This window comes from Hymenobacter coalescens, assembly GCF_054783195.1.
Map to the genome: position 1 here is coordinate 586,300 of NZ_BAAGRA010000016.1, position 17,946 is coordinate 604,245.

Sequence of the window (17,946 nt, forward strand, 5' to 3'; positions counted from 1 at the left end):
GGGGCAAGGCCGGAATGGGCACAACCAGCCCGCGGTGGCGGTAAGCCACGGGGTTGGAAGGTCACGGCAAGCCGGGTGGTGCACATCGCCAAGCAATCGGCCGGTTGGGGCCCCCACGGATATGCTTTTGCAAGTTAAGAGGAATATGACTGGATTTTACGAAGTTGCCATAACCATTTATATGTAGTTACGTACAAGCGCGGTTTCCATTGAGCCAAGGCCTTTTTAGCGGCCGGGTCGCCTGGTAGCTTGAAGAGGTGGCCAACAAGGATCGGGGGCAGGGTCGGCCGCGGTGTAGTCCGTCCTGGGGGGTGGCCGCCTACGGCCCTAGCGCAGTTGCCTAGCGTGCCGCCGGGGGCGCGCAGCCGCCGGACGGGCGCTTTTCGAGCGGCTGCGCTGGGGCCGGCGTCCGAAAAATATTCGCCTGAAAGCCAAGCGGGTGAGAGGTTTCGCGGCAGGGAAAAGAAAATTTGTGCTTCTAAGCCTTGCACGGGCTGACACCACCTAGTAGTTTTGCCGTCCCAAACCACTCGATTTGGGCTACAGAGAGGTGGCAGAGTGGTCGAATGCGACGGATTCGAAATCCGTTATACCTGCAAGGGTATCGGGGGTTCGAATCCCCCCCTCTCTGCAAAAAAGGCTTTTCCGGGTCGCCGAAAAAGCCTTTTTTTGTGAGTACCAGCCAGAGGAGTGGCAGAGTGGTCGATTGCGGCGGTCTTGAAAACCGTTGAGGGTTAAACCTCCGGGGGTTCGAATCCCTCCTCCTCTGCAAACCTCGTTGTCAGCAGCCCTGCCGGAATCCCCCGGCAGGGCTTTTTGTTTCCCAACGCCCTGAAAACCCGCTTTATAGCCCCGTAGTACCTGATGTAGTCGCGGTGGCGCAGCCGGTGGCGCGGAATTACTTGCGGTTACACACGATCCCATTCGTCACCCATTGCTAAGATTTGTAGTAAATAGGACGCTGCTAATGCTAATACCATTAGGCAACACGCCCCACCGTCCTACCTACTGCAACGATGCTCTACCGCCACTACATGACCATCCTGTTATGGTTTCGCAAGAACACGCGGGCCTTGAGCCGACCGGGCACCATCATGGCCCGCGTCACGGTCGATAAGGCCCGCTGCGAGTTTGCCACCACCGTGCGCTGCCACAAAGCCGATTGGGACGCCACCCGGCAGCAGCTCAAAGGGCGCTCCGATCAAGTGCGCGCCGACAACCGGCAACTGGAACAGATTCGGGCGGGCCTGCAGGAAGCCTACAACACGCTCGGGCGGGAGGGCGTGTACATCACGCCCGAACGGGTCGTGCTGCAGTACCAGAAGCCGCAGGCCCGCCGGGCTACGCTTCTGCAGGTGTTCAGCGACTACGCGGCCCAGCGCCGCGAACTGGTCACGGCCGGGCAGCTGAGCCCCGCTTCGGCCGAAGCCGACCGGGTGCGGCTGAACCTGCTGGAGCAGTGGTTGGAGGACGGCAAGCTGACGGAGTTGCGGCCGGCCGAGTTCACCCAGGGCCGGGCCGAACAGTTTGTGCAGTGGTTGCGGGCGGGCGGGCGGAAAAAGAATTATGCGTTGAAGGTGACGCAGACACTCAAATCGGTGCTGGCGTGGTGCGTGCGGCAGGAGTTCATTGACGTGAACCCGCTGCAGGGCTTTCAGTTTCGCTACGACCAGCCCGACGCGCCGATCTTTCTGACGCCGGGCGAATTGGTCAAGCTCTGGTTCTACAATTTCGAAAACCTCTCCATGCGCCGGGTGGCCGACGTGTTCCTGTTTCAGTGCTTTACCGGGCTGGCGTGGCGCGACATGTTCAACTTCCGCGGGGCCGAACACTTGGCCCCCAAAGCGGACGGCTCAATCATGATGCTGATTGACCGGCAGAAGTCGGACAGCCGGGCCATGATGCCGATGAGCCGACCCGCGCTGCAGTTGCTGGCCAAGTACGGCGGGGACCGGCTGCCGGTGCCCAGCAACCAGTACTACAACCGCACGCTGAAACAGATTGCCTACCTCTTCGGCTGGCAGAAGCACCTGACGACGCACGTCGGGCGCAAGACGGCGGGCATGATCCTGCTGCAGGACGGCGTAAGCCTGACCATCGTGAGCCGGGTGCTCGGCCACCGCTCCGTCAGCGTGACGGAGAAGTACTACGCCCGCGTGCTCAGCGACACGGTGACCAACGAAATGGCCAAGGTGTACGGCGGGGAAGTCTTCGGCGTGCAGGAAGCCCGGCGCCCGTTCTTGGCCGAGTTCAGTGAGCAGCTGCAGTTGCTGGCTTCGTAGCCCTACCTTTGCCCCATGACCCGCACCGCCCCCGCCTCCATTGCCGAAGCCCTGGCTTCCCTCGCTACCTACAACTACTGCGGCAACGGGGTGTACAAACAGATTACCCTGGCAGACGGCTCAGTGGCCACCTTCGTGCGCAACTGCAGCAGTGAGCCGTGGCGGGCGCGCAGCTAGCGCAGCTGCTCCACCGGCCTGTTCTGAGCCGGCCGCTGGTCGATGTCAATCCAGCCCATCCACTGGCCCAGGGCGACCCCGGCCACGGCCAAGGCCAGCAGCACCGCGTATACTTTTAGCTTCGTGGCGGACCAGCCGCCGGGGTTATAGTGGCTCATATAGAATAGGGTAGGAGGGGCAAGATAGGCGACTGGCTGTTATTCAGGCTGCCGGATAGTATACACTAGGGTTATACGGCCTTCTGAATTGTATATAAATTCCCTTTGGGTGATGTGTATATGCTCCCACGCCGATTCCACATGCCGAATTATGTCGCCAGCAACAGGCAGTGTGCCCATGGCCGCGAATGAACCTGCCACCACAGCGCGCAGGTGGGCATAAAGCTCTTCCACATCGTCTTCTCTGGATAAATAGGCTTGGTCGCCTTCAAAGTCAAAATCTATTTCGAAGGCAAGGGTGCGGTTAGGCGTTTCAGGCATGACCATAGTGACTTAGTTACTTAGCAAAAGTAAAGCATTTATTCACATATTCAATGAATTTATGCCGTATTTATTCACTATATTCGCGAATGATATACCAGCATCCTGGCCCCCTCATTAGGGCCGCTATGAAGGCGGCTAAGCTTACCCAGAAAGAGCTAGCCCGTGTGGCTCAGATTGCCCCTACTCAACTCTCAGAAGTTCTCTCCGGGCGTCGGCCTATGACAGCCGCCTTTTGCTTAACCTTAGAAGCCAACGGCATAGGGGATGCCGAAATCTGGCTGTTCATGTACCTGCGGCACGAGCTAGACAAGCTCCGAAAAGTCTCCTAAACGCCAACAGCCCCACCCCCTACCGCGTGCCGCGCTTAGTCGAGGATGGAGCTGCGCCCCCAAGGGGGAGGGTCGTTAGCCGCGGCGCACGTGCTGCGGCATGAAGCGGGGACGGGTGCTGCGCTTGGCTTTCATCGCAGCCACCACGTCAGCAGCCCGCACAGCACCAGGGCCCCGGCGGCCTTGCCGAGCTGGTACACCCGGCCGGGAATCCGGCGGGCGCGCACCCATTGGTCGGTGCCGGCCGTCTGCGGGTCGGTGCCCACGTAGTGCCACGGCAGGCCCCGGCGGCGGTTCAGGAGCAGGTCGAACCAGAACCCGAACGCGCAGCACATCATGGCGAAGGCCAGCAGCACCTGCACGGGCTGCCACCCATCGAGCGGGAGCGGCCAGAACGCAACGAACACGATAGCGCCCAAGGCGGCCAACCGTTGCCGGCTGCCCCATTGGTGGCTCACGTCTTCGTTGCGGCGGATTTCGTCTGCGTCGGAGCCGGCGCACACCCCGGCCAGTACCAGGGCGGCCAGCAGCAGAACGGCGGGGAGGGAGGCGGCCGGCATTACTTGCGCCCGTTCAGGTTGGGCTTGCGGCGCGCCCACCAGTACATGCCCACCGCGGAGACGACCACCACGCCGGCCGCCACGAAACGGGGCGTGCCTTCGGGCAGGTCGAGCAACCAGAACAGGATGATTTCGGCGGCTAGGACCGCCAGGAAGGTGGCTACAGAGAGCTTGGAGGGGTTCATCGGGAGAGGGTTGAGGTTACATTTTCTGCGCCCAGCCACGGACTTCGTAGTGGGGGAGGTCAATAAACTTCTCGTCTGAGCTTTTGCCGTCTCCGTCCCAGTCGCCACCCCACCGGATGCCCACATGCTTGGTCACGTAGGGGGCGAAACGGTGGAAGTGGATATGGTCCCAGATGAGGCTTTTGCCGTCGTCCTTGGTGAAAGCCACGTCGAACGCCATAGCCGGCAGGTAGTTGTGCGCGCTCTGCCCGCCGCGGGCGTTGGTGACCTTGCGCCGGGCTTCCACGGCGCCGATGGGCCGCAGCCCGGCAATCTTGCGCAGCTGGTTGATGGTGGCCAGCGGTTCGCGTCCTTGGGCGTACAGCGCGTTCTGCTCGGCCTTGCTGCGGTGCGTGCTCGTCAGGATGGGCCGGGGCTGGTGCGGGTAATCCCGCATGTACTCGGCCTTGGCTTCCGTGTAGGCCTTGTGCAGCAGCGGGTGAAGTTGGTTGATGTCGGGCATGGCTCAGGCTAGGTTTTGCGCGGCCCGTTTCCGGCGCCACAGGATGAGTAGGTACACCAGCCCACCCGCTGCGGCGAGGCCCGCCACGATGCCCACGGGCTTGGCGAGGGTGGCTTTCCAGTCGGCCGCTTCCTGGGTGGTAGCGGTTTGCTCCAGCTTGTTCCCGTCGCCCTGCACGGTGGCCGCGTTGCCGGTGCCGGTGCTGGTAAGCGTCGAGCTGTCGGTGGCTTGGTTGGCGCCCTTGCCCGCGTTGGCGGCAGCGCCCTCCCAACTGAATGCCCCGTCCTTGTTTTTCACGTCGGAGGCGGATTGCAGCTTGTTGTGGTCGCCCACCACGTACTGCACGGTGGTGTTCTTGTACTTGGTTTTGCCGGCGCCGAACAGGCGTTGCAGCAGGGGGAGCTTTGGGCTTTCCTCTTTTCGGGCGGAGCTATCCATATTTTGAGGGGAGCTATCCACTTGGTGAGGCGCCGTGCCCACGTCGGGCGTGTGCCGGGTGCGGGCGTCGCCGATGGGCGGGGCATCCTGTTCCAGCGGGTTGGGCTTGGCGGTGCGGCAGCTGGCCAGGGCCATGACGAACAGGGCGAGGATGACAACGGCAAAGAAGCCGGCTACTATTCGGTTGCGGGTGCGGGTAGTCATGCTTTCAGGCGGGTTAAGCGCGCACGAGAGCGGCGCATGTCTTTGGCTGATTGGATGAAGGCCGCCATGTAGTCCGGTACTAGGGAAGGCGTATAGACCACTGGCCCACTGTCCAGCATGAGGCGACCGATCATGGCGCGTTGCTGAAAATCCCGGAGCCCTGCTTTTTTGCGCCGCCACAGCCAGCCGCGGTAAGCCTTCACCAACTCAGCAATCAGCTTCTTCATTCCACGGGGCCCACAGGGGCGTTAGGGTTATAGGGTTGCGGCATGGGCACCGGCGGGTTCGTGCCGGGCTCGGCCAGCGGTTGGCCGGTGTCGGTGGCTGTTTTGCGGTTCAGGTAGCCCTGCACAATCTTGGCCGAGGTCAGGCCCAGCGCCTGAATGGTGAGGGGCAGGATCACGGTCCAATCGGGGTCTTTGCCTTCCCGGATGCGGGCCACCGTGATGCAGACCGTCAGCACGATGGCCACGTAGAAGCCGAGCACCGTGAACAGGTTCTTGCTGCTGGCCTTGCCCGTGGCCGGGTTCTCGATCAGCACGTCCCAATGCGGGATGATGAAGCGGAATATCCAGTTCAGGATCATAGCGGCGGGGAAAACACATTGTAGCTCAGATAGGGCGTGAGCACCACGAAGCCATGTTCCTCGTGCGGGGGCAACTCCAACACCGCCCCGGCCTCCACCCGCCGGTAAGCCGGCTCACCCGCCTCGTGGCCTTGGCTGGCCTGCCACCACAGCAGCGCGCCGCACAGCACGTGCACCCGCACCGCGTGCGGCACCGAGACGCGCGGCGACCGCGCCCCGGCCATGGCTCGCACGTTCATGTGTGAGTAGGTGGCGCCCATCGGCGCCGGCAACAGGGCCCATTCCATGTCGGCAATGCCCGGAATCGGGGCGAAGGTGATGCCGTCCAGCGCCACCGGCGTGGCCTGGTCCCCCAGCCGCAGCGCCAGGGTGCCGTGCACGCGCAGCAGCTGCTCGCGCTGGCCCGCCAAGTCGGCGGCCACGTCGCGCAGGGCTTGCCGGTACGGGGGCTCGGGCGTGCTAGGGCTCATGGCGGCGTAGCATGAATTGGTTGAGGTGGGTGCGAACCAGGTCCAAGGCTTCGCGGTAGTTGTCGAACTCGGTGTCGTGTCGGTCCAAGCGCTTCTCGTGGTTGGCCACGTTGGTGGCAACGCCGGTCAGCAGACGCTGGGCTTCGGCAAACTCCTTGAGGATGCCGGCCACGGCCGCCAGGTCGCCTTCGAACTTGAGCTTATCGGCCGTGCGTTCGGCGTCGGCCGTGCGCTTGCGTTCCTCGAAGCCCTTCTGCAGCGCTTCTACCTGGGTCGCTAAGGCGTTGACCTTGGCGGCTTGCTCCCGTTCAGCCGCTTCGCGGGCTTGTTTCTGTTCCTTCGTTTCGGTGGCGGCCCGGTTGTGGTTGGCGATCCGAACTCCCACCAGCAGCGAGAGGATGGACGAAACGAAGGGAACCAAATAGGGCCAGAGGTCTTTGAACACGGTGACGGGCAATCATGGTGGTGGAGAAAGGATTGCAGGTAGGGGTGTCGGTGGGGAACGGAACCAGGCGGGCCGGCCCGGCAGGACACCGGGCCGGCTGCCGGCTTATTTGGCGGTGCCTTTCGAGAGGCTGGTGCGGGCGGCCTCCTGCGCTTCGAGGGGCAGCAGGTCCACGGCGGCTTCGTCGCGGGTCGGCCAGATGGGGCCGGCCGAAGTGCCGCTCAGCTCGTAGGCCTTCCAGCGCAGCACCTTGCGGTTGGGCCGTCCTTCGAGCGTGCAGCGCAGCTCGCCAAGGGCTTCGCCGGTGGCGGTGACGGACACGGGCAGCACGAGGCCGGCGGCGTCGGGCGTGGTGCGGTCGTAGGTCAGGTCGGCAATCGTCATACAGGTAGGGGGTAGGGTGAAGGTTAAAGCGTGTCGAGGTAGTCGAGCATGGCCGCGAACTCTGCGTCCGTGTCGTTGCCCACGCGGATGATGAGCGCGTAGGCGTAGCCCAGGAACGGGGCGTAGTAGGTGCTCCAGTCGTGGCCGAAAGTGAGCGGCGAGAGCAGCGGGTACTTCGTGTAGGCGCCGGTAAACACCAGGCTGCGGTTCTTGTACACCCGCCCGCCGACGCCTTCCGTCATGCGCCAGGCCAGCACGGCCTTTTCATTCGGCGCCACGCTTAGCACGCCCGTGCCCGGCGAGGCCGAGCCGATGCCGGCGCGGAAGTAGGGGGCCAAATCGCCCGTGCCGTAGGCGAAGCTGAGCGAGTGGCTGCCCGCGTCGAGTAGGTAAGGATTGGGGTCTGAGGTGGTGGGGCGCACCACGATGTACACCGTGTAGTCGTTGTTGGGCACGTTCACCGGCGGGAACTTGAACACGCCGCCCGTGTCCTCCGAGGCCAGGTAAGCGGGCTTGCCCTGCGCGTCCGTGGTCAGCACGAAGTAGTCGTCTTCCGTGGCCGTCAGGTGGCGGTTGTTGCCGGATTCGTCCAGCCAGAGCAAATCGGTGTTGCCCGCCCCGCCGGCCGTGCCGAAGAAATAGTACTTGCTTTTGTCGATGCCGGGCTCCGGTTCCGGCGCCGCGTACACGGCCGTGGCGTGCTGGTCGTAGTAGGCCATTACAGCTTGCGCAGCTTGACGAAGCCGCCGCCCGTGCCGGCCGTGCCGGATACCGTTATCGTGTCGTTCAGGGCCACGGCCACGGGCAAGGTGACCGGCGCGCCGTTCTTTTGGTAGGTGACGCCGGTCACGTTGCTGCTGCTGAACAGCGTGAGCGTGCCGGTGAAGGCCGCTTCGAGGATGCGCAGCGTTACCGTGCCCGCCCCGGCGGTGGGGAAGTCAGCGGTGAGCTGGTACACGTTCGCCGCTTCCAGGGCCAGCAGCCGGGTTTCGTGCTGGTTATTGGAGTTGACCAAGTCGTTGTCCTTGGCGAACAGGGCGTTGCGCTCCGAGGCCGGGAACGGGTCGCCGGTGGCCTTGTTGGCGTAGGTGTGGAGGTTCAGGGTGGCCATAGGGCTACGAGAGGATGACGGTATCGCGGTAGATGGAGGTGCCGTCGAGCTTGAGAACAATGACTTCGTGCACGCCGAGGCTCAGCACCGGAGAGGTGTATTGCACGTCTTTGGTCGGCGTGGCCGCGTAGCACGAGCCCGTGCCGGCCGGGGCGCCGTCGATGGTGACCGAAAAGGAGCCGCCCAGCGTGTTCATGCAGCCGAACAACACGAACTGCACGCCGTTGAATTTGAACCGGTCGCCTTTGCCGTTGATGGTGCTGAAGCAGCCCGCCCCGCCTTCGTAGTCGGGTTTGACCTCCCGGCTCCAAGGGCCTTGCCCCTGCAGGGTGTCGGCGTTAACAATGGTAATGCCGGGGTCGTCCGACACCCGCAGAAAAAACGAATCCTGGTCGAGCGTGGCCGGAGCCTGCGCCACGTCGGAGGGCGGCGGGGCGGCGTAGGCGGGGTACGTGTCGGACGCTCCGAAAGCGTGGCCGTTGGTGCCGATCAGTGCCATGGCTTACCCTTTGGAATAGCGGCACCAGACCAGCGAACCGGCCGCGCCGCGCTGGTACTCGTAGCCAAATGTGGCGGTGGTGAACTTCATGCCCGCCTCGGAGCCGGCCGGCTGCGCGCCTTGCAGTTCGCCGTTGGTGAAGGCGCCGCCCGTGACCGCCGTCCGCACGGCGTCGGGCACGTCGTACACGTCGATGACCGGGGCCGCGGGGCCGCCCGCCTTGGCAAAGCGCACCCAGCGCTGGTCCCCGCCGACCCCAATCCGGAACTCGTAGAGGTAATTGGCGTCGGTGAAGCTCTGGCCGAGCACGGCGAACGGCGCAGAGGAAGTCAGCTCGTTGTTGGCGTCGAACGTGCCGCTCCGCACCTGCGTTTGCCGAAACGCGGCCACGTCGAAGCTGCGTTCGAACGGGGCACTGTAGGAGCTGTTGTTCAACACCAGCCACACCCCCACGGCAAAGCAGAATACTTCGGCGCCTTGGCTCACGCGCAGAGCCGCAACTGAGCCGTTGTCGTCCAGAATATCCGAGCCGCTGGCGGTCACCAGGCCGCTGCCGACAAACCCAATGCGCTTGTACACGCAGGCAGCTGTTGCCGGCGGCAGCGTAATGTCGTTGCCTTCCACGATGAGCACACGGTTGCAGTCGGCTTCGGTGAGTACCAGCGGGTTGCCCGCGTCGTCGGCTCCCCGGCGGTCGGCATCGAAATAATTCAGCACACGGTCGGTCACCGCGTCCTGGCTCATGACCGCCGTGGTGCTGGTGCCCGTGCTCTGCACCACCGCCGGGCCGCCGGGCGTGAACGTGTCGGTGGCGACGGTGTAGGTGCCGGGCAAGTTCGGGCTGTCCAGCAGCAGCGCCTCCGGGGCGAGTTGGTCGGCATCCGTGGCAAACAGCAGCACATCCGGCAGGTACTCAACGACCTGCAGCGGCCCGCCGAGGGTTTCGGGATTGGCGCGGCCCACGATGCGGTACCACTTGTAGGGCACCAGTTGCGCGGCGCCCAGCAGGGCCTGAAGTCCCCGCCAGCCGATTACGACCACCGGGCTGTAGTCCTGCCCGCCGATCGGCTTTTCCTCCCACCGCCCCGCGTCGGCGTCCGTGCCGGTGGGGGCGGGAATCTGGTTGCCGGGGAAGGAGGCCCGCAACAGCTCCACCTCGGCCTCGAACAAGCGCGTGCGCCCGTTCAGGTCGTGCAGGCGTTGGGCGCCGGCGGGGATGCGGGTGCTCAGCGGGTTGAACACTTCCACCCCGGCCGTGGCCGTGGCGTCGCCCTGCCGCACCCAGCGGGCCGGCAGCGTGGGCGGGGTAAAGTTGCCGTCCGCGTACACCAGCAGCGGGCCGGTCGGGTCGTAGGCCAGGCGGTACAGCACGTCGTTGCCGTCCGGCGTGAAATCGACGTGCGCCGTGGTGTGCAGGCAGAGGGTTTCCGGGTTCAGGCCCGCCAGCGTGGAGGCCCCGGCCGTGTAGCCGGGCGTCGTGTTGTCCAGAAACCGGACGAACTTGGGCGTGCCCTTCAGCCCGTTCGTGCCGGGCAGGTTCCGGGTCGCGGCTTCGAGCACTTGCCCGATGGATGCGCGCTTGTTGAGGAACGGCCGCTGGGTGCCGTACTCCACTTCGATCACGGCGCCCGCCAGGTCGGCCGCGGCGGCAACCGCCGGCAACTCATGGATGTACTTCTCGTCAGGCATACCCAAAGCTACCCGCGCGGGCAGGCGGGCGGGGGCCGCCAATGGCCCAAGTTGTTTCCCAAACAGGGCGTCAGGCCACCCGGTACCCCAGGTGCGTGACCCGCGGCCCCAGGTGCGTGACGCGTACCCGGTCGGGCAGCCCGTCCGGCGTGGTGTAGGAGCCGCCCCGCAACCGGCGCACGGCGATGTCGGCCGTGCCGCTGCGGTCCTGGTGCGTGCACCCCACCACCAGGAACTTGCCGTCCGTGTCGTCGGGCGCGTCGAGCATGTGGCCCACCCCCAGGCGGTACACGTCGAGGCCTTCCACCACGCCCAACAGCACCTCCCCCGGCCGGGCCAACAGCTCCAGGCGGTCGGCGGCGGCGTTCTCCAGCAGGGGCTGCGCCTGCTGCCCGGCCTCGGCCGCGTCGGGGCGTATCCACGCGGTGGTCGCGGTTTCGTCCGCCAGGCTCAGCGCGTGCCGCCACGCGAAGACGTCCATCGCCTTGACCGGCGCTTCTACGCCCGTCACCGTGGGCAGGCGCGGCAGGTCGGCGTGTACCAGCTCCGATTCCGGCGCTAAGGTGTAGGCCGGCAGCGGATTCAGGGCCACGAAAAAGTCTTTGTCCGGCCACTCCACCATCGCGGGCAGGATGGTGAGCTTCAGCTCCAGGATTTCCAGGGCGGGGTAGGTGTGCCCGGGCTGGTGGGTGTAGTTGTTCCAGGTAGGCCCGGCCAGCCGGATGCGCAGCGTGTCGCCCACCAGACCCAGCGGCAGAAACGCCTCCTGCTCATCCTCCTTCTCGCCGGCGGTCCACTCAAACGCCAGTTCGTCGGGGGCGGGCACGCCGTCTACCAGGGTCGTCACCCGCTGCTGCGCGACGGGCTGCGGGTCTACTTTCTGCCCGGCCGCGTCCAGCAGCGGTTGCACGCGGGCCTTGAGGGTCAGGCGCACGGGCGTTTCGTCGCTGCCGCTGCGGTGCTCGATGACGGGGGAGAGCAGCGCCGCGTTGGCCAGCGAGGCCCCCACGCCCAGGCGCAGCAGGGAGGTGCGGGCCTTGGCGCCGGGGGCTTTGCTCAGCGAGACGCCGTTGTTGGTCCAGCCCACCGGGGCGGAGTTGTCCGGCCGCCACTGCTGGAACGTCCCATCGGGCAGCTGGTTGTCGATCAGCTGCAAAGGGACGGTCACCCGCAGCGCTTTGGTCGGGGGCAGCACCTGCACCCGCTGGCTGGCGTCGCGCCACTGGATGCGGCCCGGGGCGTCGGTGGTACCGGCTTTGCGGATGTGCCAGGGCGCGGGCACGGCGGGCGCGGGCACGGTTTCGCCGTTGGGCGCGAAGCCGCGCAGGCCGTAGGTTTCCTCGGCTATTTCGTTCAGGGCCACCACCCACCACGCGCCGTTGCGCTGCACCAGGATGGCGTGAAAAGTCTTCAGGATGGCATCCACCACCGTGCGGCAGTCGGTTTCCTTGCCGGCTTCATAATAGGCATCCCGGCGGGCCCAGGCCGCCAGCAGCGGGTCGGCGTCGTCGGCCATGTGCACGTCCCGCAGGTTGATGCCGCAGTACAGGGGCAGGTTGGTATCGGTGCGGCTCAGGCAGTGCAGCAGGGTGGCCAGCAGGGGCCGGCGGCCTTCCATCGGCTGCCCCCGGTGGTTGAGGTAGGCGGTTTCGCGCAGCCCGCCCAGGCCGTCCGCCGCCTCCAGGGTGACGACCTGCCCCGCCCCCAGCAGCGATTCGTCGTAGAGCACCACCGGCAGGTAGCCGCGAAAATCCAGCACGCCGGCCGAGTAGTGGTCCACGCGGAAGGCGCGGTCGTCGGTCAGCGCCACCTGCTGAAACTGCCGGGCCGTGGCCGTGCGCACTTCGAAGCGCAGCGTAGACCCCAGGGCTTCCGGCAGCACGCCGGACGGGTCGGTGCCCGTGGCGGCCCAGCCGCGCACCACCGGCTCGCCGCTGCCGCACACCGCCTCCACCGCGCCGGTGTAGCCGCGCTGGCAGATGGTGATGCGCTTGGCGGTACCGCGCAGGTTGTCGTAGCTCAGCTCCCACCGGGGCCGGTAGGCATCCTCGATCACCACCACTTCCGTCACGCTTTGCCCGGCGGCGTCGCGCACGGTCACGTCGTAGGCGCCGGCGGCCAACCCGCTGAACTGCCCGGTGGCGTTTTCGGTGGCGTCGACCAGCACGGGCGGGCCGCCGAGCACCAGCGCGGGCTGCGGGGCCAGGCGGTAGGTGAGGGGCGGGGCGGGGCTTTCGGCTTCCACCCACAGGCTGCCGGTGGCCGTGCCGGCCGTGTCGATGTCGGTCTGGATGATGTTGAGGATGCGCAGCTGCCCGCGGCGGGATTCCTCGGCGGGCACCGTGTCGGTGAAGCGCAGGTTGCCGGCCCCGTCGTGGCGGGCTTCGCGGAACGTGCGCCCGTCCGTCAGGTAGTAGCTGTCCACCAGCTCCCGCGTGTCGCGGCTGTAGAGGGGCACGCCCACGGGCAGGGCTAGCTGCGCGTCGTAGTCCGCCCGGCTCACCTCGAACGTGGCGGCGTACACCGTGCGGGCGGGGTTGCCGAACGTACCGTCCTTGTCGTAGGCCCGCCCGCCGGCCTCGTAGTAGGTGCGCAGCACCGCGCCGGTCTGCGGGTCGGTGTCCTGCTCTTCGTAGACGAAGTAGCGCAACCAGTACGGCGGGGTGGTGGGGGAGGCGCTGCCGTTGCCGAGCACGATGGGCGGGGTGCTGGCCGTGCCGCCCACCGCGTCCTGCCCGCCCACCGTGTAGGTGCCGGGCGGTACGTTGGTGAAGCTCGCCAGTTGATTGGAGGTGGTTTGCACCGGCTGGCGGCCCGGCAGCAGCAGCGTGATCGGGTCGTTCTGCGTGACGCCGAACACGTCGAAGGAACCCAGGTAGCCGTTGGCCCCGTCCGGCTGCACGACGTTGGTCACGAACAGCTGCAGCGTGTAGTTGACCGGGCATTCCAGGGAGTTCGGCACCGGGGCGTCGGGCACGACCACGGCAAAGCCGGCCACTTCCGCGTAGCGCAGGATGACCAGTTCGCCGTAGGCCCCGCCCTGCCCCGGCGGCAGGCAGCCCCGGTCTACCTCGTCGCCTTCCGCGTAGGGTTCTACCGGGGTGCAGGTGAACACCGGGGTTTGCTCGTAGCGGTACAGGTCGTCGGGCTCCTGGGTTTGCCGGTACCGCTCGTAGGCCGCCCAGCCGCGGTAGTAGGTGCGCAGTTCGGTGAACTCGCCGGGGTTGGCGCCGGGCTGGCACAGCACCTGTAGCAGTTTCTCTGGCATGATTTTATTATCCTTGCGGGGCTATGTCGAAACTTCTCTTATTCCTGTGCCTCTGCACCTTGCCGGTATGCGTTCATGCTCAGGCCCCGAAGCCGGGCACCGTGGCGGATCAGCCGTTCAAAAAGGCCAATGTGATTCTGGTTCAGACGCCCGACAGCCCGGCGGTGGCGTTGAGGAACTTGGCCCGCGTGCTGGTGCAGCAGGGGTACACCATTCAGCGGCTGGACGAACAGATGGGCACACTTCGCACCGACCCGCGCTCCTTGCCGAAAGGCTTCAGCCCAACGCTGACCATCGTGGCGCTGGCTACGAAGTCCGGCACGCTGGCCCTGCGGGGGGAGTTCGTAATTGATGCCGCTACTTTGGGGCGCGTGTCGTATACCACAGAATTTGTCGGAATGGAGAACGCGGCCAACAAACTGACCTTCCGCGAAGTGGAGAAGGCCGCCAAAGCATACCCCGGCGGCCGGGTGCAATACTCCCTGCAGTAGCATCAGCTCGTCAGGCTCAGGCGGTAATCCGACACGGCAATCAGCCCGCGCAGTTGCTGCCCCTCCATGCGTATCTGTGCCTCGCCAAACTCCACTTTGATGTTGAGCTTTTGCGCCTGCACGGTAGGGGCGCCAGCGGCTACGTTCCGGCCGCCACCCCCCACGGTAGGCACCGCAGAGCCGCCACCGCCAAAGGAGGGGCCTTTTTTGAGCAGCGCGCCTGCGGCGGCCCCCAGCGCAATCAGTGCCGCGCCGGCCGCAATGGCGCCGTAGGGGTTGATAGCTATCGACCGGGCCAGCAGTACAGCGCTTCCTTGGGCAACCAGCAGCTGGCCAAACGACACGGCAAAGTCAGCCATTGCAACCAGGATCGACTTGAAGGCACCCGCTAAAGCGTCCCCAATGTTGCCGGTGGTAGCCAGTACTTGCCCGAATGCTTCCGCTGCAGAGCCGATGGCGCCGGCAAAGCCGTTCTGAATCACCGAATCCAAGTCAATCAGAATATCCTTAACCCCTTGCACGCTGGTAGCCAAGTTGGTAGCGTCGAACGGCGGCAAAGGAGGGAGCGGCGGAAGATCCAGCCCTTCAATGGTGCTGGTTAAGTTGAGCCAGGTGCCCGGTATTTTGGCAACAGAGTCGCTAAACTGATTGGTGTTCAGCGGTGGCAGTGAAAGCTGAGGCAGATCACGCTGACGGGCCAGTTGCTCTGTCGCTCCTAACACCTTCGGCGCTTCCGTGCCTTTGGCTACGCGGCTCTGGATCTGCTCCGTCGCGGCCAGCGCTTGGTTGAGGCGTTGCAGCTCGGCCACGTAGCCCTGCACCACCTTGGAGGCGGGCGACCAGCCGGCGGCGATGAGTGACTTCACGCCGCTTTCCAGGGCCGACTGCCGGGCTTCTACATAGCCGTAGTCGTCGCCCAGCGCTTGGCTCAGCTCGCCCGTCAGCGCCAGGGATTCGCGCAGCTTGGCCAGCGCCTTGGCCGCTTCGTCGGAGCCGACGCCAAGTTCCTGCAGGCGCTTGATCTGCCCTTCCAGCGACTCGATGAGCTTGTTGGCGGCGGCCACGTCCTTTTCGGTGGTAGCGCTGGTCTGCTGCTGCTTGGCTGTCTTCAGCTTGGCTTCCAGGTCTGCCAGCAGGCCGGTCTGTTTGGCCAGCCCACCGGCGGCGGCGGCGGCGTCTTTGGCCGCCTGCGTGATGCTGCCGAGCGTGAACAGGTTGGCCGTTAGGGCTTTGGTCCAATTCTCGGACCCCATCTTCCCGGTTTCCAGGAAGTTGTTTACCTCGCCCGCCGCCTCGGTGGCCAGGGTGGGCAGCAGCCCAAACAGGGAGCGGAGGGGGCGCGTGAGGCCGTCCAAGGCCAGCGCGAACCCGTTGGCGGCCTTGGTCATGTCGCCCTGAAACAGCCCGGTCACGACTTGCGCCACCCCCGTAAAGAGGTTGAGCACGGCCGTGATGCCGTCGCCCAGGGAACGGAATACGGCAGCGAATGCCTTGCCGATGTCGCCCACGGAGAACGCCGTGTCGCCAAACAAGCCGCCCAACGAGCCAAGCGCCCCGCCGATGGTCTCCACGGCCCGGCTAACCGAGGCCGCCAGGTCGTCAAACACCCGGCCGCCTTCCCCGGTGGTGAAGTAGGCCGAAATGCTTTCCCAGTTGTCGATGATCAGGTACGCGGCGGCAGCGACGCCAGCAGCCACGGCGGCCACCGGGCCGAGGGCCGCCAGCGACGTCAGGCCCAGCACCTCTAAGCCCGCCACGACGGCCGGCACAGCGGCCCCGATGGCCCCGATGGCAAACACCACCGGGCCGGCGGCAGCCACCACCCCGCCCAGGGCAAAGATGGCTTTCTGCGTGGCCGGGTCCAAGGAGGCGAACCGATCCGCCAGCCCGCCGATGAAGTCGCCCAGGCGGTTCAGCTTGCCCTCGATGTCGAACGCGTTGTTGAGCGCCGTGCCCACCTTGGCCAGCGCGATGGTGACCCCGTCGCCTAAATTCTCGAAGGCGTTGTTGATGCCGCCGCTGACCTTGGGCAGCTTTTCCAGTTGGGCCACCAAGCCCTCGATAAACTCATTGGCCTTGATGCCCGCTTTGTTCAGGGCTTCGGTATCGGCCGTGCCGAACGCGGCCTTCATGGCTTCGCGTATCTGCGGCACCCGCTCGGCCAGCTGGTTGATTTCCTCCGCGCTGATCTTACCCTTGGCGGCAATCTGCCCCAAGGCCAGGCCTACCCCGTCCAGATCGGCCTTGCCACGGCCCACGGTAGCCAGCGCGTTGCCAAACGCCCCCAGGCTGCGCCGCGCCAGGTCGGCCGAAAGCCCGGCGGCCTGCAGGTTGGTGGCGCCCTGCAGGGCTTCTTTGAGCCCCAAGCCGGGCAGCTTGGCCAGCTCCCGTACTTTGGCTAAGGCGGTGCCCAGATCCTCGCTGCCCTTGTAGGTAGCGGCAAATCCTTTCTCTAATGCCTGAATGTCGCCCGCGGCTTTCACCGACGCGGCCGCCAGCAGACCCAGCGGCAGGGTCACGTACTGCGTCAGGGCCGAGCCGGCAGCCTTGGCGGCTTGGCCAGCCCGGCCCACGCCGCGCTCCAGCTCGGCCATGGCCCGCTCGAACTCATCGATGTTGGCGCCGATGACGACGTTAAGCTCTGCCAGGGTTGCCATTCAGGTAAAAGTTATTGGCCTTCATGCGGGCCATGAATTGTTCAGGCGTTTCGGTGGGCACTGCCTCTTTCTTCGGCGGCGGGTCCGTGGGCAGGCTCAGCAGGCGCTTGCCCTTCAGCTCTTTTGTCAGGTCCACCCCCGCGAAGGCCGCTACCCATTCGCCCAATTGGCGGGTGCGCTCCCATTCCCGCGCCTGACGGGTCTGGTACCCGCGCACGGCCCGCGCGTAGTCGTTCCACGTCATGCGCCACAGCACGTCGGGCAGCAAGCCGACTTCCCCCAAGGCGTAGTCTAAAAGCGCGGCCCAGGTATCGTCCGGGCCGCGCTTTGCTACTTCGCCTTGGCTTTCTTCGCTGGCTGCCCCGCTGCGTTTCCCTCTGCCGGGGCGGTGTCCTGTTGGGCCTTCAGCACCTCGAAGAAGGGCGTCAGTTGGCTGACCGGGGCCTGATCGACCCAGAACGACACCTCGTCCACATCGAAGTCGAACGGCTGTTTCTCCAGCGCGGCGCCAGCTTTCAGGGCCGAGTAAATCCACGCACGAAACACCAGTTCGTCTTCCAGGCTGGCCGAAGGTGACAGGTTGAGGCCGTTGAGCTTTTCGCGGTAGGCGCCGAGCTCGATGCCCATAGCTTCGCAGAAGGCGCGGGCCTGGTACAAGCCGAGCTGAAAGGGGCGGGACGCGCCGCCTAGGGATAGGTGGCCGAAGCCACGGGCTGCCAAGCTCATGCGTTAGACGGTCGGGGTAACAGGGAGGAGTTCGGTTTGGCCGGTCAGGTTGGCCGACCACGTAACCGAGCCAGTTTCGGGCTGGGTGTAGGTCACCTCCGACACAAAGGCGTTGCCGGTGTAGCGGCGGCCGCCCACCTTGCGGGCGTAGTTCACCGTGATTTCCGTGCCTTCGTCGAGCATGTCGAGCACGTCATCGAGGGAGATGTTTTCGTCGGCTTCGTCGTTGTCGAAGTCGCGCAACAGGGCGGTTACGCTGCCGTCCCAGCTCTTTTGGCCGGGCGAGAACTGCGCGTGTCCATCCGAAGCGGAGCAAGTGGCCGAATCCATGGCCCGGCGCTTGGTGAAGGTGGCCGTTTGCGTACAGCCGAGGATGATCGGGTTCGTGTCCGTGGGGCGCTTGATGGAGAACACCACGTCTACCGCGTTGATCGTTTTAGCCATGTCAGTAGGCGGAAAGA

The 17,946-nt window shown here is 65.5% G+C and carries 24 protein-coding genes and 2 tRNA genes; 6 read left to right on the plus strand and 20 right to left on the minus strand.

Going from position 1 to position 17,946, the window contains the following annotated elements; translation table 11 throughout:
- The first annotated feature begins 544 nt into the window (after positions 1 to 544).
- From ACYVKQ_RS13895 to ACYVKQ_RS13910, 4 genes are all read left to right on the plus strand, one after another.
- A tRNA-Ser gene (locus ACYVKQ_RS13895) sits at positions 545 to 631 on the plus strand.
- A 53-nt stretch (positions 632 to 684) separates the two neighbouring features.
- Positions 685 to 769 (plus strand) — tRNA-Ser (locus ACYVKQ_RS13900).
- 265 nt (positions 770 to 1,034) lie between these two features.
- The gene (locus ACYVKQ_RS13905; protein ID WP_460675947.1) at positions 1,035 to 2,282 is read left to right on the plus strand and encodes a tyrosine-type recombinase/integrase; all 1,248 of its coding nucleotides are present in this window, start codon (positions 1,035 to 1,037) and stop codon (positions 2,280 to 2,282) included.
- Positions 2,283 to 2,297: 15 nt separating this feature from the next.
- Positions 2,298 to 2,459, plus strand: a complete 162-nt coding sequence (locus ACYVKQ_RS13910; RefSeq protein WP_460675948.1) for a hypothetical protein — start codon at positions 2,298 to 2,300, stop codon at positions 2,457 to 2,459.
- Here the strand turns inward: ACYVKQ_RS13910 and ACYVKQ_RS13915 are convergent.
- Both ACYVKQ_RS13915 and ACYVKQ_RS13920 read right to left on the minus strand, forming a co-directional pair.
- Positions 2,456 to 2,617 carry a hypothetical protein gene (locus tag ACYVKQ_RS13915; protein WP_460675949.1) on the minus strand — a complete coding sequence of 54 codons (162 nt, stop codon included), beginning with the start codon at positions 2,615 to 2,617 and terminating at the stop codon, positions 2,456 to 2,458. The genes ACYVKQ_RS13910 and ACYVKQ_RS13915 overlap by 4 nt on opposite strands.
- 39 nt (positions 2,618 to 2,656) lie before the next feature.
- Positions 2,657 to 2,938: a hypothetical protein gene (locus ACYVKQ_RS13920; RefSeq protein WP_460675950.1), complete on the minus strand. Its 282-nt coding sequence runs from the start codon at positions 2,936 to 2,938 to the stop codon at positions 2,657 to 2,659.
- Between the two features lie 128 nt (positions 2,939 to 3,066).
- On the opposite strand from ACYVKQ_RS13920, the gene ACYVKQ_RS13925 reads away from it, so the two are divergent.
- On the plus strand, positions 3,067 to 3,270 hold the full coding sequence (locus tag ACYVKQ_RS13925; RefSeq protein WP_460675951.1) for a helix-turn-helix transcriptional regulator: 204 nt from the start codon (positions 3,067 to 3,069) through the stop codon (positions 3,268 to 3,270).
- A gap of 131 nt (positions 3,271 to 3,401) precedes the next feature.
- Here ACYVKQ_RS13925 and ACYVKQ_RS13930 read toward each other — a convergent pair whose 3' ends face one another.
- The 14 genes from ACYVKQ_RS13930 to ACYVKQ_RS13995 form a co-directional block, all read right to left on the minus strand.
- The gene (locus tag ACYVKQ_RS13930) at positions 3,402 to 3,830 is read right to left on the minus strand and encodes a hypothetical protein (RefSeq protein ID WP_460675952.1); all 429 of its coding nucleotides are present in this window, start codon (positions 3,828 to 3,830) and stop codon (positions 3,402 to 3,404) included.
- Complete coding sequence (locus tag ACYVKQ_RS13935; protein ID WP_460675953.1) at positions 3,830 to 4,015, minus strand: hypothetical protein; 186 nt, start codon at positions 4,013 to 4,015, stop codon at positions 3,830 to 3,832. Before ACYVKQ_RS13935 ends, ACYVKQ_RS13930 begins: the two co-directional genes overlap by 1 nt.
- Before the next feature lie 16 nt (positions 4,016 to 4,031).
- Positions 4,032 to 4,517, minus strand: coding sequence for a M15 family metallopeptidase (locus ACYVKQ_RS13940; RefSeq protein ID WP_460675954.1), 486 nt, complete (start codon positions 4,515 to 4,517; stop codon positions 4,032 to 4,034).
- 3 nt (positions 4,518 to 4,520) lie between these two features.
- Complete coding sequence (locus ACYVKQ_RS13945; RefSeq protein ID WP_460675955.1) at positions 4,521 to 5,159, minus strand: hypothetical protein; 639 nt, start codon at positions 5,157 to 5,159, stop codon at positions 4,521 to 4,523.
- Positions 5,156 to 5,386: a hypothetical protein gene (locus ACYVKQ_RS13950; RefSeq protein ID WP_460675956.1), complete on the minus strand. Its 231-nt coding sequence runs from the start codon at positions 5,384 to 5,386 to the stop codon at positions 5,156 to 5,158. The genes ACYVKQ_RS13945 and ACYVKQ_RS13950 overlap by 4 nt, the downstream gene beginning before the upstream one ends.
- Positions 5,383 to 5,745 (minus strand): hypothetical protein, encoded by a 363-nt coding sequence (locus tag ACYVKQ_RS13955; RefSeq protein ID WP_460675957.1) that lies wholly within the window; start codon positions 5,743 to 5,745, stop codon positions 5,383 to 5,385. Before ACYVKQ_RS13955 ends, ACYVKQ_RS13950 begins: the two co-directional genes overlap by 4 nt.
- Positions 5,742 to 6,215: a hypothetical protein gene (locus ACYVKQ_RS13960; protein WP_460675958.1), complete on the minus strand. Its 474-nt coding sequence runs from the start codon at positions 6,213 to 6,215 to the stop codon at positions 5,742 to 5,744. Before ACYVKQ_RS13960 ends, ACYVKQ_RS13955 begins: the two co-directional genes overlap by 4 nt.
- Positions 6,205 to 6,660 carry a hypothetical protein gene (locus ACYVKQ_RS13965; RefSeq protein ID WP_460675959.1) on the minus strand — a complete coding sequence of 152 codons (456 nt, stop codon included), beginning with the start codon at positions 6,658 to 6,660 and terminating at the stop codon, positions 6,205 to 6,207. Before ACYVKQ_RS13965 ends, ACYVKQ_RS13960 begins: the two co-directional genes overlap by 11 nt.
- 105 nt (positions 6,661 to 6,765) lie before the next feature.
- Complete coding sequence (locus ACYVKQ_RS13970; protein ID WP_460675960.1) at positions 6,766 to 7,044, minus strand: hypothetical protein; 279 nt, start codon at positions 7,042 to 7,044, stop codon at positions 6,766 to 6,768.
- A 23-nt stretch (positions 7,045 to 7,067) separates the two neighbouring features.
- Entirely contained in the window at positions 7,068 to 7,763 is a 696-nt protein-coding gene (locus ACYVKQ_RS13975) for a hypothetical protein (protein ID WP_460675961.1), read from the minus strand.
- A complete protein-coding gene (locus tag ACYVKQ_RS13980) occupies positions 7,763 to 8,155 on the minus strand; it encodes a hypothetical protein (protein ID WP_460675962.1) in 393 nt (130 codons plus the stop codon). Before ACYVKQ_RS13980 ends, ACYVKQ_RS13975 begins: the two co-directional genes overlap by 1 nt.
- A 4-nt stretch (positions 8,156 to 8,159) precedes the next feature.
- Positions 8,160 to 8,654 (minus strand): hypothetical protein, encoded by a 495-nt coding sequence (locus tag ACYVKQ_RS13985; RefSeq protein WP_460675963.1) that lies wholly within the window; start codon positions 8,652 to 8,654, stop codon positions 8,160 to 8,162.
- A 3-nt stretch (positions 8,655 to 8,657) separates the two neighbouring features.
- The gene (locus tag ACYVKQ_RS13990) at positions 8,658 to 10,343 is read right to left on the minus strand and encodes a hypothetical protein (protein ID WP_460675964.1); all 1,686 of its coding nucleotides are present in this window, start codon (positions 10,341 to 10,343) and stop codon (positions 8,658 to 8,660) included.
- A gap of 70 nt (positions 10,344 to 10,413) precedes the next feature.
- Positions 10,414 to 13,611 (minus strand): hypothetical protein, encoded by a 3,198-nt coding sequence (locus ACYVKQ_RS13995; RefSeq protein WP_460675965.1) that lies wholly within the window; start codon positions 13,609 to 13,611, stop codon positions 10,414 to 10,416.
- A gap of 23 nt (positions 13,612 to 13,634) precedes the next feature.
- Between ACYVKQ_RS13995 and ACYVKQ_RS14000 the strand changes: the two genes are divergently transcribed.
- Positions 13,635 to 14,102, plus strand: a complete 468-nt coding sequence (locus tag ACYVKQ_RS14000; RefSeq protein ID WP_460675966.1) for a hypothetical protein — start codon at positions 13,635 to 13,637, stop codon at positions 14,100 to 14,102.
- Between the two features lie 2 nt (positions 14,103 to 14,104).
- Here the strand turns inward: ACYVKQ_RS14000 and ACYVKQ_RS14005 are convergent, their stop codons facing one another.
- From ACYVKQ_RS14005 to ACYVKQ_RS14020, 4 genes are read right to left on the minus strand one after another with little or no spacing between them, the layout of a single operon-like run.
- Complete coding sequence (locus ACYVKQ_RS14005) at positions 14,105 to 16,759, minus strand: tape measure protein (RefSeq protein ID WP_460675967.1); 2,655 nt, start codon at positions 16,757 to 16,759, stop codon at positions 14,105 to 14,107.
- The gene (locus ACYVKQ_RS14010; protein ID WP_460675968.1) at positions 16,737 to 17,042 is read right to left on the minus strand and encodes a hypothetical protein; all 306 of its coding nucleotides are present in this window, start codon (positions 17,040 to 17,042) and stop codon (positions 16,737 to 16,739) included. Before ACYVKQ_RS14010 ends, ACYVKQ_RS14005 begins: the two co-directional genes overlap by 23 nt.
- Before the next feature lie 47 nt (positions 17,043 to 17,089).
- Positions 17,090 to 17,485: a hypothetical protein gene (locus ACYVKQ_RS14015; RefSeq protein WP_460675969.1), complete on the minus strand. Its 396-nt coding sequence runs from the start codon at positions 17,483 to 17,485 to the stop codon at positions 17,090 to 17,092.
- A 3-nt stretch (positions 17,486 to 17,488) separates the two neighbouring features.
- Positions 17,489 to 17,929 carry a hypothetical protein gene (locus tag ACYVKQ_RS14020; protein ID WP_460675970.1) on the minus strand — a complete coding sequence of 147 codons (441 nt, stop codon included), beginning with the start codon at positions 17,927 to 17,929 and terminating at the stop codon, positions 17,489 to 17,491.
- Positions 17,930 to 17,946 lie beyond the last annotated feature (17 nt).